14 protein-coding genes and 1 tRNA gene are annotated in these 15,786 nt (G+C 41.2%); 13 read left to right on the forward strand and 2 right to left on the reverse strand.

Annotated features, from left to right (window positions below; genetic code table 11):
• Window positions 1-119: 119 nt before the first annotated feature.
• From H589_RS0113980 to H589_RS19815, 8 genes are all read left to right on the forward strand, one after another.
• A complete protein-coding gene (locus H589_RS0113980; RefSeq protein ID WP_027722607.1) occupies window positions 120-1,283 on the forward strand; it encodes a THUMP domain-containing class I SAM-dependent RNA methyltransferase in 1,164 nt (387 codons plus the stop codon).
• A gap of 127 nt (window positions 1,284-1,410) precedes the next feature.
• Window positions 1,411-1,779, forward strand: coding sequence for a response regulator (locus H589_RS0113985; protein WP_027722608.1), 369 nt, complete (start codon window positions 1,411-1,413; stop codon window positions 1,777-1,779).
• Between the two features lie 87 nt (window positions 1,780-1,866).
• Window positions 1,867-2,844 (forward strand): PhoH family protein, encoded by a 978-nt coding sequence (locus tag H589_RS0113990; RefSeq protein ID WP_027722609.1) that lies wholly within the window; start codon window positions 1,867-1,869, stop codon window positions 2,842-2,844.
• Window positions 2,845-2,846: 2 nt separating this feature from the next.
• Window positions 2,847-3,302 (forward strand): rRNA maturation RNase YbeY, encoded by a 456-nt coding sequence (gene ybeY, locus H589_RS19810; RefSeq protein WP_035076075.1) that lies wholly within the window; start codon window positions 2,847-2,849, stop codon window positions 3,300-3,302.
• 207 nt (window positions 3,303-3,509) lie between these two features.
• The gene (argF, locus tag H589_RS0114000) at window positions 3,510-4,487 is read left to right on the forward strand and encodes an ornithine carbamoyltransferase (protein WP_027722610.1); all 978 of its coding nucleotides are present in this window, start codon (window positions 3,510-3,512) and stop codon (window positions 4,485-4,487) included.
• 22 nt (window positions 4,488-4,509) lie between these two features.
• The gene (locus tag H589_RS0114005) at window positions 4,510-5,742 is read left to right on the forward strand and encodes an argininosuccinate synthase (protein WP_027722611.1); all 1,233 of its coding nucleotides are present in this window, start codon (window positions 4,510-4,512) and stop codon (window positions 5,740-5,742) included.
• 271 nt (window positions 5,743-6,013) lie between these two features.
• Entirely contained in the window at window positions 6,014-7,393 is a 1,380-nt protein-coding gene (gene argH, locus H589_RS0114010) for an argininosuccinate lyase (protein WP_027722612.1), read from the forward strand.
• Window positions 7,394-7,543: 150 nt separating this feature from the next.
• On the forward strand, window positions 7,544-8,872 hold the full coding sequence (locus H589_RS19815) for an HD-GYP domain-containing protein (protein ID WP_051249753.1): 1,329 nt from the start codon (window positions 7,544-7,546) through the stop codon (window positions 8,870-8,872).
• A 72-nt stretch (window positions 8,873-8,944) separates the two neighbouring features.
• Here H589_RS19815 and H589_RS19820 read toward each other — a convergent pair whose 3' ends face one another.
• Together H589_RS19820 and H589_RS0114025 are read right to left on the reverse strand one after the other, a co-directional pair.
• On the reverse strand, window positions 8,945-9,346 hold the full coding sequence (locus H589_RS19820; RefSeq protein ID WP_035076078.1) for a bacteriohemerythrin: 402 nt from the start codon (window positions 9,344-9,346) through the stop codon (window positions 8,945-8,947).
• Between the two features lie 189 nt (window positions 9,347-9,535).
• Window positions 9,536-9,629, reverse strand: a tRNA-Sec gene (locus H589_RS0114025).
• 195 nt (window positions 9,630-9,824) lie between these two features.
• Between H589_RS0114025 and ftsH the strand changes: the two genes are divergently transcribed.
• The 5 genes from ftsH to glmM are packed head-to-tail and all read left to right on the forward strand — an operon-like array spanning window position 9,825 to window position 15,769.
• The gene (ftsH, locus tag H589_RS0114030; protein WP_027722613.1) at window positions 9,825-11,867 is read left to right on the forward strand and encodes an ATP-dependent zinc metalloprotease FtsH; all 2,043 of its coding nucleotides are present in this window, start codon (window positions 9,825-9,827) and stop codon (window positions 11,865-11,867) included.
• A gap of 7 nt (window positions 11,868-11,874) precedes the next feature.
• Window positions 11,875-12,717, forward strand: coding sequence for a dihydropteroate synthase (folP, locus tag H589_RS0114035; protein WP_027722614.1), 843 nt, complete (start codon window positions 11,875-11,877; stop codon window positions 12,715-12,717).
• The gene (gene cdaA, locus H589_RS0114040; protein ID WP_027722615.1) at window positions 12,717-13,463 is read left to right on the forward strand and encodes a diadenylate cyclase CdaA; all 747 of its coding nucleotides are present in this window, start codon (window positions 12,717-12,719) and stop codon (window positions 13,461-13,463) included. Before folP ends, cdaA begins: the two co-directional genes overlap by 1 nt.
• Window position 13,464: 1 nt before the next feature.
• Window positions 13,465-14,385 carry a CdaR family protein gene (locus H589_RS0114045; RefSeq protein ID WP_027722616.1) on the forward strand — a complete coding sequence of 307 codons (921 nt, stop codon included), beginning with the start codon at window positions 13,465-13,467 and terminating at the stop codon, window positions 14,383-14,385.
• 34 nt (window positions 14,386-14,419) lie between these two features.
• Window positions 14,420-15,769: a phosphoglucosamine mutase gene (glmM, locus tag H589_RS0114050; RefSeq protein ID WP_027722617.1), complete on the forward strand. Its 1,350-nt coding sequence runs from the start codon at window positions 14,420-14,422 to the stop codon at window positions 15,767-15,769.
• The last annotated feature ends 17 nt before the right edge of the window (window positions 15,770-15,786 follow it).

Below are 15,786 nucleotides of genomic sequence, written 5' to 3' on the forward strand. Positions count from 1 at the left end.
TTTTTTCTAAATATGATGCGTGTATGATTTTATTTTTGTATCATTGCAATTTAGTGAAATTATTTTTTAATTATATAGATTTTTTTGAATTGGGCACATGAGTGCCTGTTGAGGTTAAAATGCTTGATTTTGAACGCAAAAGTGTTGTTATGGTTACTTGTCCTAAAGGATTCAGTCCTTATCTTTCCGAAGAGATCGGTCGGTTGGGTTTTTCTGTGCGTGAAGAGTATCACGCCGGAGTTGAGCTCAAGGCTTCACTTAATGAGTGTATGAGGCTTAATCTCTGGGTTAGATGCGGGCATCGTGTCATGTACCAGCTTAAGCGTTTTAAAGCAGAAACACCGGATCAAATGTATGACGAAGTAAAAAGTATGGAATGGGAGCGCATTATTGCACCTGATGGCTATCTGACAGTTACTTCTTCCGTGCGCACTGAAACTGTGAATGATTCCCGTTTTGCTAACGTGAAGGTTAAGGATGCTGTTGTTGATCGTATTCGTGATAAGTGCGGCAGAAGACCTTCTTCCGGTCCTGAGATGTCCGGTATAATTGTTTTTCTGCATTGGCGTGATGACGAGTGTACTATTTATTTAGATACTTCAGGGATTCCTCTTGCGCGTCGCGGGTATCGTAAGCTGCCTCATAAAGCTCCATTGCAGGAGACCCTTGCGGCTACACTTATTCGTGCTGCAAAGTGGTATGGCCGCGGTAATTTTATTTCTCCTATGTGCGGTAGCGGCACTCTTGCAATTGAAGCGGCTCTTATCGCTTTGAATGGGGCGCCTGGATTGATGCGTGAAAGCTATGCTTTTATGCAGATTCCCGGTTATAATCCTGAGTATTGGGACAATCTCTGCATTGATGCTGAGGATCGTGAAAGGGATTCTATTGATGGCAAGATTATTGCCACTGATTTAGATCCTGAAGCTGTTGAAGCGGCAAAAAAGAATGCACGTGCGGCTGGTGTTGAACATCATATTCAGTTTGAAGTTTGTGATTTTCGTGATACTGAAATACCTAAGGGTAGCGGCATCGTGATTATGAATCCCGAATATGGCGAGAGACTTGGCAGCCGTACAAAGCTTGAGAAAATATATACTGCCATTGGTGATTTCTTTAAAAATAAATGTCAGGGCTACAGAGGATTTGTTTTTACCGGAAATATGGAATTAGCTAAATTTATAGGTCTTAAATCAAGTAGTAGAACTTTTTTCTATAATGCCAAAATAGAATGTCGTCTGCTTGAATATGAGATTTTTCAAGGTAGCAATAAAAGACGCTAATAGCTTTTTCAGTATAACTCTTGAAAATTTTTTTTTTAGAAGTTAAATAGTTTTAAAATTTGCAGAAGTGATCCCTGATAATTATATCCACTTGTAATTGATTGTTTTGTAATAAAGGAGTTTGTTTATGCCCCGGATTCTCGTCGTTGATGATGATCCCATATCACGCCAGGTGCTTCGGGCAATGCTGGAAAAAGAAGGCCACCATGTTTCTGAAGCTGATGATGGTTCCAAAGCTGTTCGTGATTATGACAGAAGTTTAATTGATCTTGTGATTACAGATATCTTTATGCCTGAAAAAGAGGGCGTTCAGACGGTCAGGGAGCTTATGAAAGAGAATCCTGATATAAAAATTATTGCTGTTTCCGGGGGAAGTTCTTCTGCAAATTATGATTCATTGGATTGGATCAAGATGTTCGGTGTAAAATATACATTTACTAAGCCCTTCAATTCAAAAGCAATTATTGCCGCAGTTAATGATCTCCTCTCTCAATAAACTTTTAAGTTTGTCACAATTAGCCAGTTGCATAATATTGGTTCCTGCCGTATTTATCCCACAAAAAAATAGCAGGTTTAAAAATTGATGGCAGATAAAGAAAATAAACAAGTAAAGCTGGAGTTTGATGATGTGGGCCTGGCCAGCGTACTTTTTGGCCCCCAGAATTCAAATCTAACGCTCATTTCACGTCAATCCGGCGTAAGAGTGGAGAGTAAGGGGAACTCTTTATTTCTTATAGCTGAGAATGAAGAGTTGATCGATCCCGTAGCAAAATCTTTTACGCAACTTTATTCACTGCTTAAGTCAGGCAAGGAAATTTTTCCGCAGGATGTTGAAGCAGCTTACAGAATTCTTTGCCGTGACCCCGGTGCTGATCTTATCAAAATTTTTCGTGATGAGCTTTTTGCTGTTTCGCCAAAGAAAACACTTACTCCGCGTACACTGACCCAAAGGGCATATTTTTCTGCTATTCGTGAAAACGATATGGTCTTCGCTATTGGACCGGCAGGGACTGGTAAAACATATCTCGCAGTGGCGATGGCTGTGTATGCACTGCAGCGTAAGGAAGTTAAAAAAATTATTCTGACCCGTCCGGCTGTTGAAGCCGGTGAGAAACTTGGTTTTTTACCCGGAGACCTTGTTGATAAGGTTAATCCGTACATGCGCCCCCTTTACGATGCTCTTTATGATATGCTGGACTTTAATAAAGTTCTTGAGATGATTGAAGAAAATATTATCGAGATAGCTCCTCTTGCATTTATGCGAGGCCGGACACTAAGTAATGCTTTTGTTATTCTCGATGAAGCTCAAAATACCACTCCTGAGCAGATGAAAATGTTTATTACGAGACTTGGTTTCGGTTCTAAGGCTGTTATTACAGGAGATATTACCCAGATAGATTTGCCCGGAAAAAATGCTTCAGGTCTTGTGGAAGCCTGTAATATTCTTCAAAATATTAAAGGTATAAATTTTATAAAATTTGAAGATACTGATGTAATCAGACATCCTCTGGTGGCACGCATTGTTAAAGCTTATGATTCTTATGAATGTCGGGGTAAATAGGTATGAGTGTTAACCTTAGCCTTGAGTGCATACCTGATGCAAATTTTCCGCTCGCAAAGCGTGAAGTTATGTTGATGTCAGATATGCTTCTTGACACGCTTGGCCTTATCGGCTTTGACTTTGACCTCAAAATCGTTAATGATGCCGCCATTGCTGAGGTCAATGAGGAATTTTTGGGATGCGTAGGACCTACTAACGTGCTTAGCTTTCCATTCTCCGAGACTCCTGACCTTAACGAGAACAATTTTTTAGGAGAAATAGTTTTGTCTGTGGATACATTGGCCCGTGAAACCAGACTCTACGGTCAAATTCCGGAAGAGCATACTGTAAGGCTGCTGGCTCACGCTATGCTGCATCTTGCAGGATATGATCATGGGGAAGAGATGTATTCTTTAACCGACACTGCTGTTGATTCCGTTGCTCCTTTGTTCCGACAGCGAACATTGGGTTGGCACTAGCAAAAAGGCCAGCCCGCTCTTTCGCAGTACGGTTTTGCGTCAAGACCGTCCATGTACTGCATAGAATTTTCTCAATTTGTCCAGTATGTTGAAGTTCTACCATAATAATATGGTTTACAATGGTGGGTTTTATGAGCAATAATATTCAATTGCCGTTTATTATTGGCAGTTAATGCTCACCGCAAGAATATATTTGGAGTTTTTACGATGATCAGACATTTTTTGAAGATAAATGATGTCCCACGTTCAGAGCTCGGTCAGCTCCTGCTTAGAGCAAAAGAACTTAAGGATGGAAAAATCAGAAACAATTCTCTTGAAGGAAAGACAGTTATTCTGATTTTTGAAAAGGCATCTACCAGAACAAGAGTTTCTTTTGATGTGGCAATTGAGCAGCTTGGCGGACATTCAATTTTTATGACTCCTGCTGAGTCCCAATTGGGTAGAAGTGAACCTTTGGAGGATACTGCTCAGGTTCTTTCACGCTATGCTGATGCATTGGTGGTAAGAACTTTCGGTCAGGAAAAAGTTCGTACTCTGGCTCAAAACGCTTCTGTTCCGGTTATCAATGCTCTGACTGACCGCTATCATCCATGTCAGGTTCTTAGTGATATGCTCACTATTTACGAAAGAACTCCTGATCTGAGCAAGGTTCAGGTTGCATGGATTGGTGACGGCAACAACATGGCACATTCCTGGATCAATGCTGCGATCTATTTTCCCATCTACCTGACTATGGCTTTTCCCAAAGGCTATGAACCTGATCGTGATATTATTTCCCGTGCCCTTTCTATGGGGGCAAAAATTAATATGAGTTACGACCCAGTTGAAGCTGTGAAGGGCGCTCATTATGTGAATACGGACGTATTTGCTTCAATGGGACAGGAAGAAGAACAGAAGAAACGAGAAGCAGCTTTTGCAGGATATCAGGTAAATGAAGAACTGCTTAAAAATGCTGATCCTGACTGCAAGATTATGCATTGTCTTCCTGCACACAGGGGAGAGGAAGTTACCGCTGAGGTTCTGGATGGTCCGAACTCAATTATCTTTGATCAGGCGGAGAACAGGCTTCACATGCAGAAAGCTATCCTTGAGTGGGCTGTCAATGGAATTGACGTTGACCTTGAAGCTGTTTCCAAGGTGCTTGGTCCTGTTCAGGCTGTTCCCCATATGCATACAATAGAATAATATATTTAGAAGGTTTAATAAAATGAGTAAAATTGAAAAAGTAGTTTTGGCTTATTCTGGTGGGCTTGATACTTCCATTATTCTAAAATGGATTAAAAACGAGTATGATTGTGAAGTAATCACTCTTACAGCTGACTTAGGTCAGGGGGAAGAACTTGATGGTATCGAAGAAAAGGCTCTTAGTACAGGTGCTACAAAAGCATTTGTAGAAGATCTGCGTGAAGAATTCGCCCGTGATTTTATTTTTCCATGTTTCCGTGCCAGTGCCATTTACGAAGGTCGTTACCTGCTTGGAACTTCCATCGCACGTCCATTGATTGCCAAGAGAATGGTTGAGATTGCTGAAAGCGAGGGTGCTCAGGCTTTGGCTCATGGAGCTACAGGTAAAGGTAATGATCAGGTTCGTTTCGAGCTTGCTGGTATGGGCATGAACCCAAGGCTCAAGACTATTGCTCCATGGCGTGAATGGGATCTGAAATCACGTACTGATCTGATGGAATATGCTAAGGAAAATGGGATTGATATTCCTGTTACTCGCAAAAAACCATGGTCCATGGATGCCAACCTGCTGCATGTAAGCTTTGAAGGTTCAGAACTTGAAGATCCTTGGAATGCTCCTTCTCCCGAATCATACAGATATTGTACTCCTATTGAGAAAGCTCCTGATGAGGCTGAAGTAATCACTCTTGATTTTGAAAAAGGTGATCCTGTTGCTATCAATGGTGTGAAATACTCTCCTGCAGCTCTTATTGAGAAGCTCAATGAGCTTGGCGGAAAACATGGTATTGGCCGTGTAGACATGGTTGAAAACAGATTTGTCGGTATGAAGTCCCGTGGTGTATATGAAACACCCGGTGGAACTATCATCCATACTGCTCATCGTGATCTCGAAGGATTATGTATGGACCGCGAGGTAATGCATCTCAGAGACAGTCTGATACCTAAGTATGCAGAGATGATTTATAACGGTTTCTGGTACGCTCCGGAACGTATAGCTCTTCAGGCTATGATTGATGAAACTCAGAAGACTATTACCGGTACTGTAAGATTAAAACTTTACAAGGGTAATGTCATTCCTGAAGGTCGTAAGTCTCCTTATTCACTGTACCGTGAAGATCTTGCTACCTTTGAAGAAGATGAAGTCTACAACCAGAAAGATGCAGAAGGTTTTATCAAACTTGTAGGTCTGCGTCTTAAAGGCAAAACTTCTTCAGGATCAAACTGGATCAAAGAAGGCGATGTCTGCGAAGAGTAATTGTTAATAATTCCCGGGTGGATAACTTCTGTGCGGGTAATATAAAAATCCTGCTCTTGTTCATTTGAAAGAACGAGGGTAGGATTTTTCTTTAAAGTTAAATTTTAAGGTTAGTCGACAGCTTTATTTTCAGACAAAAGGGCTTGGGATTCTTGAGTCTTTTTTAATGATTCAAGCTGTTAGAGGCAAACTCTTTTCATTCTTCAAAAGCGCAAAAGCGCAACACCTCCCTGACCTTGATGGTCTGCTGGAGGTATTCATGAGGTAAAATATGGCTGATAATAAATTGTGGGGCGGCAGATTTGCCCAGAAGACAGCTGCGTCTGTGGAAGATTACACTGAATCAGTTAGTTATGATCGGAATTTGTACCGTGAAGATATTGCAGGTTCACAGGCTCATGCTAAAATGCTTGCGGAGCAGGGGGTTCTTACTGTTGAAGAAGCTGAAACACTGGTTAAAGGTCTCGATCAGGTTTTTGAAGAAATTGAGTCAGGCAAATTTGAATGGAAAAAGGAGATGGAAGATCTCCACATGAACATTGAAAGTCGGCTCACGGAAATAGTAGGTTCTGTCGGTGGCAAATTGCATACCGGACGTAGCAGGAATGATCAGGTTGCTACAACATTTAGGCTTAATGTTGTCCATTCTCTTGAAGCATGGAAAGTTGCTCTTGAAAAACTTATCGCAGTTTTTACAACTAAGGCTGAAGCTCATACCGATGTTCTTCTCCCTGGGTATACGCATCTTCAGCCTGCACAGCCTGTAAGTCTTGCCCACCATATGCTTGCATATGCTTGGATGTTCAAACGTGATCACAGTCGTGTCTGTGACTGTCTGAAAAGAGCAAATGTCTGTCCGTTGGGCGCAGCCGCTTTGGCAGGAACCACCTATCCGCTCAAACCGTCAGTCTCTGCGCAGCATCTAGGAATGGAAGATACTTTTCGCAATAGTCTTGATGCCGTTTCCGACCGTGACTTTGTTATGGAAGCCATGTTTGCAGGAAGTCTTATTATGACTCATCTGAGTCGTATATGTGAAGAGCTTATAATCTGGGCTAATCCATGTTTTGGATTTATTAAATTACCGGATGCTTTTTCAACTGGTTCATCCATCATGCCGCAGAAAAAAAATCCTGACGTATGTGAGCTTATGCGTGGTAAAACAGGAAGGGTGTACGGAGATCTTTTTTCTCTCATGACTATTTGTAAAGGACTTCCACTGGCATACAACCGTGATATGCAGGAAGATAAAGAGCCGTTTTTTGATGTCGACAAGACTGTTCATGCATCTGTCTCAATTATGGCGGATATGATGGAAGCTATGGGTTTTAATCCTCAGAATATGAAAGCAGCACTTAAGAAGGGCTTCTTAAATGCTACAGAGCTTGCTGATTATCTCGTGGGAAAAGGGATTCCATTTCGTGAAGCTCATCATATTACAGGTTCTGCTGTGGCTTATGCAGAAAAGGCTTCTAAGGGACTTGAAGATTTAACAATTGAAGAACTAAAGACTTTTTCAGATAAAATAGATGGTGATGTTTTTGAGATTCTTTCATACGAAGCAGCAGTTAAACGTAGAGTTTCACCCGGTGGAACTGGTCCTGAGTCTGTTAAAGCTCAGATTAGCGAGTTGAAAGATTGGCTGGCTTAGTTTCATCCTGTTCGTTGATATGTATTAAAAACTCCACCTATAATAGGTGGAGTTTTTTATTTAGGCCTTTTTAAAAAGAATAGAATTGATAGTGGAGGCTGCTTATGCAATAAAATAAGATATGGTTCTATCTTTTCACAGGAGGTTTCAGTGTTTACTAGGATTTTACAATTTTTTGATTTTTCTGACTGGAGTTTTTTTTCCAGCAGTCATCATATACAGATGTCTATACTACGTCGGATTGCCGGTGTGAGTGTCTTACTGGCTGTTTGTGTAGGATCAATTGCTTATTATAGTGAAATGCGAAACGTTGGGCAGGAAGTCGGGCAGATGGCCATAAATCAGGTTGATTACACAATGAAAAACAGCCTTCCATTGATAACTAATCCTACCAAAGAAAATCTTGTAAAATTGAACAGTATATTAAAAATTGATCTTGATAGAAGCGACTTTGTGCTCATTGAATTATATACTCCTGAAAAAGAGGAAATGGCTGAAGCTGCTCAGGCAGGAGTTGAAAGTATAGATCAACAGGCTGCGATTCATGGAAAGGAACTTCTTAAGCAGGAACAGACTACCTATCGTAATTTTGTGACAGGTGGACATCATTATGTTCAGGTATTTACAGCTCTTAAAGATCAAGGAGAGATAAATGTCGGCTATTTTGAGGGGTTATATAGAGTTTCTGACGCAAAATGGTCTGCAATAGTCAGCAGAGTATACTATATTGTCGGTTTTGTAGTTTTTGCTGTTCTTGGAACCGCGGCGATATTGTATCCTATAATTTGCCGACTTATTAGTGGTATTTTAAGCTTTTCAACTAATTTAGCTGAAGCCAATATAGGTATGTTGATTTCAATGGGGGCTGCAATAGCCAAGAGAGACTGTGATACTGATGCACATAACTACAGGGTAACTATTCTTGCTGTTATGCTTGCTGAATCATTAGGTTTATCTGCTGAAAAAATACGTACTTTGATTGTTGGGTCTTTTCTGCACGATGTCGGAAAGATTGCCATTGCAGATGCAATACTTTTGAAGCCGGGTAAGTTGAATGAAGATGAGTGGACAATAATGAAGACTCATGTTGATCATGGTGTGGATGTGGTTAAAGAGCATGCATGGCTTGCTCAGGCTATTCCTGTTGTACATGCCCACCATGAAAAGTATGATGGCACAGGTTATCCAAGCGGTTTAACAGGTGAAAATATTCCCCTCGGCGCTAGGATTTTTGCTCTGGCAGATGTCTTTGACGCACTCTATTCCAAAAGACCTTACAAAGATCCATTTCCTTTTGAAAAGTGCCTAAGTATAATTGAAGAGGGCAGTGGAAATCATTTCGATCCTATGCTTGTTGAACCTTTTATAAAAGTTGCAAAAAAATTTGTAACTGTTCCTGATTTAGAAAAAACAGAGGTTCTGCGACCTATTCTTGTAAAATATATTGATAATTATTTTCAAATCATTTTGGATAAATAGATAAAAGTCACATGTTTTTATGAGATTGTTTTGGATATAAAAACACGACTCATAGTGAGCTTTTTCATACAATCAGTTTTTTTGGGTCACAATTTTAAGATCTTCAATGTCAGTATTTTGTATGTGTTCAATCAACCATACAGTAAAAAAAATATTCATATGTTCAGCTAAAGAAATAGGGTCTGTTATTTCTTGAAGTCTAAATTCTTCAATTTGTTCAGCCATAAGTCTGTGCTTTTCTTTATGCTCCTCTATAGAAACTAAGCCATGCTTTTCAAGCAGTTTTTCCTCTGTTTCAAAATGATAGAGAGTGTAGAGATGGAGTTCCTCTATTATCCTGGATATGTCTTCTGGAGAATTTTCATTGATGCTCTTTTTGATTTTTTTAAGCAGAGTAAAGAAAGTTTGATGCTGACTGTCAATTAGCCCTATTCCAGTGTGAAGAGAATGCGCAGAGATTTCTTCATTGCTCATATTTGTATCCTCTAAAATATAATTGCAACTTATTTAAAACTATAATCATTCATGATTATAGTTCCTTTTCATTCATATCATTATTTAGTATAGATTGTGAACTTTATTCTTGAAATTTTATAATATAAAATTGTAGGCAATTTTTTTTAAAGACTATAAATGTATGAGGGATGATAATTAAGCGTAAAATGGCGGAAGTGTATAGGAGTCGAACCTACCGACGAGCGTTAACCCGTCCACTGGATTTGAAGTCCAGGCGCCACACCGGTGACGATACACTTCCATTACGGAGAAAAATCAGCTACCAATTTTATGAAGTAAGAGCAAGCATTAATAATATTTCTGAATTTGGCTTGCCTTTTCTTCGATTAGTCTTATTAATAGCTGATTGATACTGAAAACAAAACGTAAATACAGTCTGATTATTGTTTGTAACTTATTTGCTGACAATAACAGGCGCATATCAAGGAGATTTACTTTGAATAGTTTTGCCAAGAATCTCTTGGTCTGGGTAACAATCATGCTGGTTATGATTGTTTTGTTCAATCTTTTCAACCAGCCACAGACTTCCCAGCTCAAACTTTCCTACACTGATTTTCTTATGAGAGTCGATGAAGGTGAGGTCATACAGGTTAAGATTCAAGGGCAGAAAATCAGTGGTGTAATGGTTGGAGATAAACGCTTCGTTACCTATACACCTGATGATCCAAGCCTTGTAAGTAATTTAATTAAAAAGAAGATCGAAGTTGTTGCTGAACCTGAAGAAGAAGCTCCATGGTATATGACTTTATTTATATCATGGTTTCCTATGCTGCTTTTAGTTGGTGTTTGGATTTTCTTTATGCGCCAGATGCAGGGTGGCGGTGGAGGCCGTGGCGGAGCTATGTCCTTCGGTCGTTCAAAAGCCCGTATGCTTAATGAAGAAACTGCCCGAGTCACTTTTGAAGATGTTGCGGGTGTTGATGAAGCAAAGGCCGAACTTGAAGAAGTTGTTCAGTTTCTGAGTGAACCGAAAAAATTTACACGTTTAGGTGGTCGCATACCTAAAGGTGTTCTTTTAGTAGGCCCTCCCGGTACAGGTAAAACTCTGCTTGCCCGTGCTGTTGCCGGTGAAGCAGGAGTCCCGTTTTTTTCCATCTCCGGTTCCGACTTTGTTGAAATGTTTGTCGGTGTAGGTGCTTCTCGTGTGCGTGATCTTTTTGCGCAGGGTAAAAAGAATGCTCCTTGTCTGATTTTTATTGATGAAATAGACGCTGTTGGGCGCCAGCGTGGTGCCGGACTAGGCGGTGGACATGATGAGCGTGAGCAGACCCTTAACCAGCTTCTGGTAGAAATGGACGGTTTTGAGTCCAATGAAGGCGTTATTCTCATTGCAGCCACCAACAGGCCTGATGTTCTGGACCCGGCTCTTCTTAGACCAGGTCGTTTTGACCGTCAGGTTGTTGTGCCTACTCCTGATGTACAGGGAAGGGCTCATATCCTTAAAGTTCATACCCGCAAGACTCCTCTTGCCGGTGAAATTGATCTTGATGTAATTGCTCGCGGTACGCCCGGATTTTCCGGTGCAGATCTTGAGAACCTTGTTAACGAGGCCGCTCTTTACGCCGCAAAAAATAATCAGGATCATGTTCTCATGGTCGATTTTGAAGAGGCCAAAGACAAAGTCCTTATGGGGCGTGAACGTCGCAGTCTTATTCTAACTGACGAAGAGAAAAAGACTACTGCATATCATGAAGCAGGTCATGCTTTGATTGCAAAGCTGCTTGAAAATACTGACCCTGTTCATAAAGTTACTATTATCCCTCGTGGACGGGCTCTTGGTGTCACTCAGCAGCTACCTGTAGATGATCGTCATAACTATTCCAAAGGATACCTTGAGGATACTCTCGTAATGTTACTTGGCGGACGTGTGGCAGAAGAGTTGATCTTGAATCAGATGACCACCGGAGCAAGTAATGATATTGAGCGTGCTACAAAGATGGCCCGCAGCATGGTTTGTCAGTGGGGTATGAGTGAAAAGCTCGGTCCTATGACTTTCGGTGAGACCAATGATCAGGTTTTTCTTGGAAAAGATTTTGGACATCAGAGAGATTTCAGTGAAGATACTTCACGTCTTATCGATTCTGAAGTCAGAAGAATTATTGATACTGCTCATGAAACAGCAAGGCAGCTTCTGGCTGAACACGAAGAAGATCTTCATAAGTTGGCAGAAGCTCTGCTTGAGCGTGAGACTATCTCCGGTGCCGATATAGATACTCTCATGGATGGCGGGGTACTTCCCCCTCTTGAACCAGTCTCTACAGCAAAACCAGCTACAGCGGCGCGTGCTTACGGTTCTACCTCTAAAACAGGCTATACACCTGTTAAAGAGGCTAAGGATGATAAAGATTCTGAAGAGAAAGATGAGTTTTCTTTTGATGAGAAACCATCAGACGAAGATTCTAAAGTCTCTGAAGTCAGTGTAGATGAAAAAGAAACTGACGAAGTTAAAGCTTCTGATGATAAAAAAAGCTCTGAATAAGGTTCGTATGACCAAAGATTATTCATGGACCATAAAAGGGGGTAGGGTATTAGGCCCTGCCCCTTTTTTTATTGCAGGTATTGTTAATGTTACTCCTGATTCATTTTATGACGGGGGAAAGAATTTCGACTATCAGCAGGCCGTTGCGCACGGCGTTGAGTTAGCTCGACAGGGCGCACATATCCTTGATGTGGGTGGAGAAAGCACCAGACCTTTTGCTGATCCTGTGTCCGTTAAGGATGAACTTGAACGAGTTATTCCGGTTGTCCGTGAACTCTCAAGTAAATATGTAGTGTCTGTTGATACTGTAAAGAGTGAGGTTGCCCGTGCAGCTCTTGAAAATGGGGCAGGAATTATCAATGATGTTTCAGCCTTTGCACAAGACCCAGCTCTCCTTGAAGTTATTGGAGATTCAAAACCTGGTTATGTTTTAATGCATAGTCAGGGGACTCCTGAAAAGATGCAATTATCTCCGCACTATGATAATATCATAGAAGAGATTTTAACTTTTTTTAAAAAAAGTCTTGAAAAACTCGTAAAATCAGGCTTACCGGAAAGAAATATTGTAGTTGATCCAGGCATTGGATTTGGGAAAAGTTTAGAGCATAATCTTGATATTTTGCGTAATATCGACAAGATCATGGACCTCGGATTTCCAGTTTATATGGGGCTGTCTAATAAATCCTTGTGGGGTAAGCTGCTTGGTCTCAAACCGGATGAAAGACAAAATGCAACACAAGCGGCAACAGCTGTTCTTGCTGCTAAGGGAGTTCCCATTCATAGGGTTCATGAGGTTGCATTAACCAGTCAGACGTTAAAGATTGTACAGGAGATTAGCGGGGCATATTGATGTTTGAGTTTCTGGGCTTTCAGATTTCATGGAAAGAGCTTCTGGACATAGGTCTTGTAGCTGTTGTCTATTTTTATATTATCCTGCTGGTACGTGGTACTCGTGCAGCAGCGGTGATATGGGGCCTGTTGCTTGTGCTTACAGTTTATTACGTATCAGATGTTTTTGGTCTGTATACGTTAAACTGGTTGCTAACTAATTTTCTTAGTTCAATTTTTCTTGTTATTATTGTTCTTTTTCAGCGTGACATTCGAAAAGGTTTGGCACAGATGGGCGCCGGGCGGCTATGGCACAAAAAGGATTTTGAATTAGCTGTGATAGATGAAATCGGCGCTGCTATGGATTCTATGGCCCGGCAGAAGATCGGGGCTTTGGTGGTTATTCAAAAGAATGTCCCTCTTGGTGATATCATTGAAAAAGGTGTAGAAATTAATGGAAAGGTCAGCAAGCAGTTGCTGATTAATATTTTTTGGCCGGACACCCCCCTGCATGATGGGGCTGTGGTAATTGATTCAGATAAAATTGTGGCGGCTTCCTGTATTTTGCCGCTGGCGCAGGTGTCTACCAGACAAAGCGCTGTCGGTACCAGACATAGAGCCGCCTTAGGTATAAGTGAAGAAACTGATGCTATTGCAATTATTGTTTCAGAGGAACGCGGAACTATTTCTGTCGCTATAGGCGGAAAGCTCACAACTAGTCTTGATATTGTCAGGCTGAAACGTGTTTTAAGGAACGTGTTTGATTAATATGACAGCACAGCGTTGGAAAATAGCCGCTCTGGCTCTTATGATGTCCGTCTTGACATGGTACCTTGTTACCGGTCGTGAGTTGGTGGAAACATGGGTTGAATTCCCGATGGAAATTATTAATCCCCCACAGGGAATGATAATCCGTGACGGTATGATTACTAAGGTTTCTGCGCGCCTTAGAGGTCCTAAGGGACTTATTCGCAGCCTTGATACTAAAAAGCTAGCTTATTCGCTTGATACTGGAAATTTAGTGGTTGGCAGCAATCCTGTGAATATTATTCCTGAACAGCTCGGGCTAGGGAGTGCTTTGGAGGTTGTTGAAATTAAGCCTTCACATATTAATCTTGTGATGGATATGTACGTGAAGAAACAGGTTGAAGTTGTTCCTGCCTGGACTGGTGATTTACATCGTGACTTTACTCTTAAGAAAAAGTACAGCGAACCTACTGAAGTTACTTTGCGAGGACCTGCTTCAATTTTGAAAAAGGTTGGCCAAGTACAAACTCAGCCGATTGTTGTTGATACAAATACACCTGAGAATTGGACTGGTGATGTTCCGTTGCGCCTGCCTGATGAAGTGGAATCAAATCCGGGGGTAGTTTCTGTTACTCTCGAATTTGCTGTGCGCAAAGGAAAGATGTGGGTAAAAGTTCCTCTCTATATTCTGGGGCCTGAGGATGTTGATTTTTCTGCCAGTCAGAATTTCGTAAGACTGCTTATAGAGGGGCCGAAACCCTTTTTCCGTAAAAGCGGATTCAGAAATGAAATAACAGCTTCAATTGATCTTAATGCAACAATTCCCATTGGGAAAAACGTAGTCCCTTATGAAGTAAGTCTTCCTAAAGGTTGCATTGTTAAAAAGAGAAAGCCGGAAGCTATAACTGTAACAATATCGAGACAGACACCTGAAGGTCACTAGATTGGATGTCTGATAATTTTTTGGGAGATTGTGGATGAGTAAACGTTTATTCGGTACTGACGGATTGCGCGGTCAAGTTAATATTTTTCCAATGACTGCTGAGATTGCGCTGCGTCTCGGCCTTGCAGCCGGTTCGTATTTCAGGAACGGAAAACAGCGTCATAAGGTTATTATCGGTAAGGATACTCGCTTGTCCGGCTATGTTTTTGAGTACGCTCTTACTGCTGGGCTTTGTGCTATGGGAATGGATGTTTTTCAGGTCGGCCCTATGCCTACTCCAGCAGTTTCATTTCTGACTAGGAATATGCGTGCTGATATTGGGATTGTTATTTCAGCTTCCCATAATCCTTTCATGGATAACGGTATTAAATTTTTTGATTCACAAGGGTTTAAACTACCGGATAGTGCCGAAGATGAAATCTCAGCAATGGTTTTGTCTAAAGATGATAACTGGGATTATCCTCAGGCTGAAAATGTCGGACGTGCTTTTAAAATAGAAGATGCACGTGGCCGCTATATTGTTTATCTTAAGTATAGTTTTCCTCAAGATATGACTCTTAATGGGGTCAAGATAGTTCTGGACTGCGCTAATGGAGCTACTTACAGTCTTGGGCATATGTTTGAAGAATTAGGAGCTGAAGTTGTCAGAATTGGTGATAAACCTAATGGCCTGAACATTAATGATAAGTGCGGTTCATTATATCCAGAAGTAATGGGACAGCGCGTTGTTGAAGAGAATGCTGATATAGGTATTGCACTTGATGGTGACGGGGACCGTTTGATTGTTGTTGATGAAAAGGGGCAGGTCCTTGACGGGGATCAGATAATGGCTCTTTGCGCAGCAGACTTAATGGACCGCGGTAAGCTCGCGAAGAATATGCTTGTTTCTACAGTAATGAGTAACATGGCTCTTGAGAATTTTATGAAAGAGCGTGGCGGTACCATGCTTAGAACTCCGGTAGGAGACAGGTATGTTGTAGAAGCTATGCGGCGTGAAGGCGCAGTCTTAGGCGGCGAACAATCCGGCCATCTTATTTTCAGAGAATATAGCACTACAGGTGATGGACTGCTTGCAGCCTTACAGTTATTGCGTATACTATGCACAAAAAACAGACCTCTTTCAGAACTTTCAGGAATACTTGAACTGTATCCTCAGAAATTGCAAAATGTTCATGTAAAACGCAAGGTTCCCTTTGAAGAGGTTCCAGCTGTCCAAAAGGCTCTTAAACAGGTTGAGCAGGATCTCTCAGGAAAAGGACGCGTTTTATTGCGGTATTCCGGTACAGAATCTGTTGCGCGTGTTATGGTTGAGGCACAGGACAGTGCTAAAGTTGAACTTTATACTTCTGAGCTTGCAGAAGTTCTGGAAAAACATTTACGCTAATAATATTTTCAGCTGTT

Source organism: Maridesulfovibrio zosterae DSM 11974, from assembly GCF_000425265.1.
Classification (GTDB): domain Bacteria; phylum Desulfobacterota; class Desulfovibrionia; order Desulfovibrionales; family Desulfovibrionaceae; genus Maridesulfovibrio; species Maridesulfovibrio zosterae.

What these genes read in the sequence shown, in the direction of transcription:
- H589_RS0113980 (WP_027722607.1), top strand. Translation starts at nt 120, where the DNA reads ATGCTTGATTTTGAACGCAAAAGTGTTGTTATGGTTACTTGTCCTAAA.
- H589_RS0113985 (WP_027722608.1), top strand. Translation starts at nt 1,411, where the DNA reads ATGCCCCGGATTCTCGTCGTTGATGATGATCCCATATCACGCCAGGTG.
- H589_RS0113990 (WP_027722609.1), top strand. Translation starts at nt 1,867, where the DNA reads ATGGCAGATAAAGAAAATAAACAAGTAAAGCTGGAGTTTGATGATGTG.
- ybeY (WP_035076075.1), top strand. Translation starts at nt 2,847, where the DNA reads ATGAGTGTTAACCTTAGCCTTGAGTGCATACCTGATGCAAATTTTCCG.
- argF (WP_027722610.1), top strand. Translation starts at nt 3,510, where the DNA reads ATGATCAGACATTTTTTGAAGATAAATGATGTCCCACGTTCAGAGCTC.
- H589_RS0114005 (WP_027722611.1), top strand. Translation starts at nt 4,510, where the DNA reads ATGAGTAAAATTGAAAAAGTAGTTTTGGCTTATTCTGGTGGGCTTGAT.
- argH (WP_027722612.1), top strand. Translation starts at nt 6,014, where the DNA reads ATGGCTGATAATAAATTGTGGGGCGGCAGATTTGCCCAGAAGACAGCT.
- H589_RS19820 (WP_035076078.1), bottom strand. Translation starts at nt 9,346, where the DNA reads ATGAGCAATGAAGAAATCTCTGCGCATTCTCTTCACACTGGAATAGGG.
- folP (WP_027722614.1), top strand. Translation starts at nt 11,875, where the DNA reads ATGACCAAAGATTATTCATGGACCATAAAAGGGGGTAGGGTATTAGGC.
- cdaA (WP_027722615.1), top strand. Translation starts at nt 12,717, where the DNA reads ATGTTTGAGTTTCTGGGCTTTCAGATTTCATGGAAAGAGCTTCTGGAC.
- H589_RS0114045 (WP_027722616.1), top strand. Translation starts at nt 13,465, where the DNA reads ATGACAGCACAGCGTTGGAAAATAGCCGCTCTGGCTCTTATGATGTCC.
- glmM (WP_027722617.1), top strand. Translation starts at nt 14,420, where the DNA reads ATGAGTAAACGTTTATTCGGTACTGACGGATTGCGCGGTCAAGTTAAT.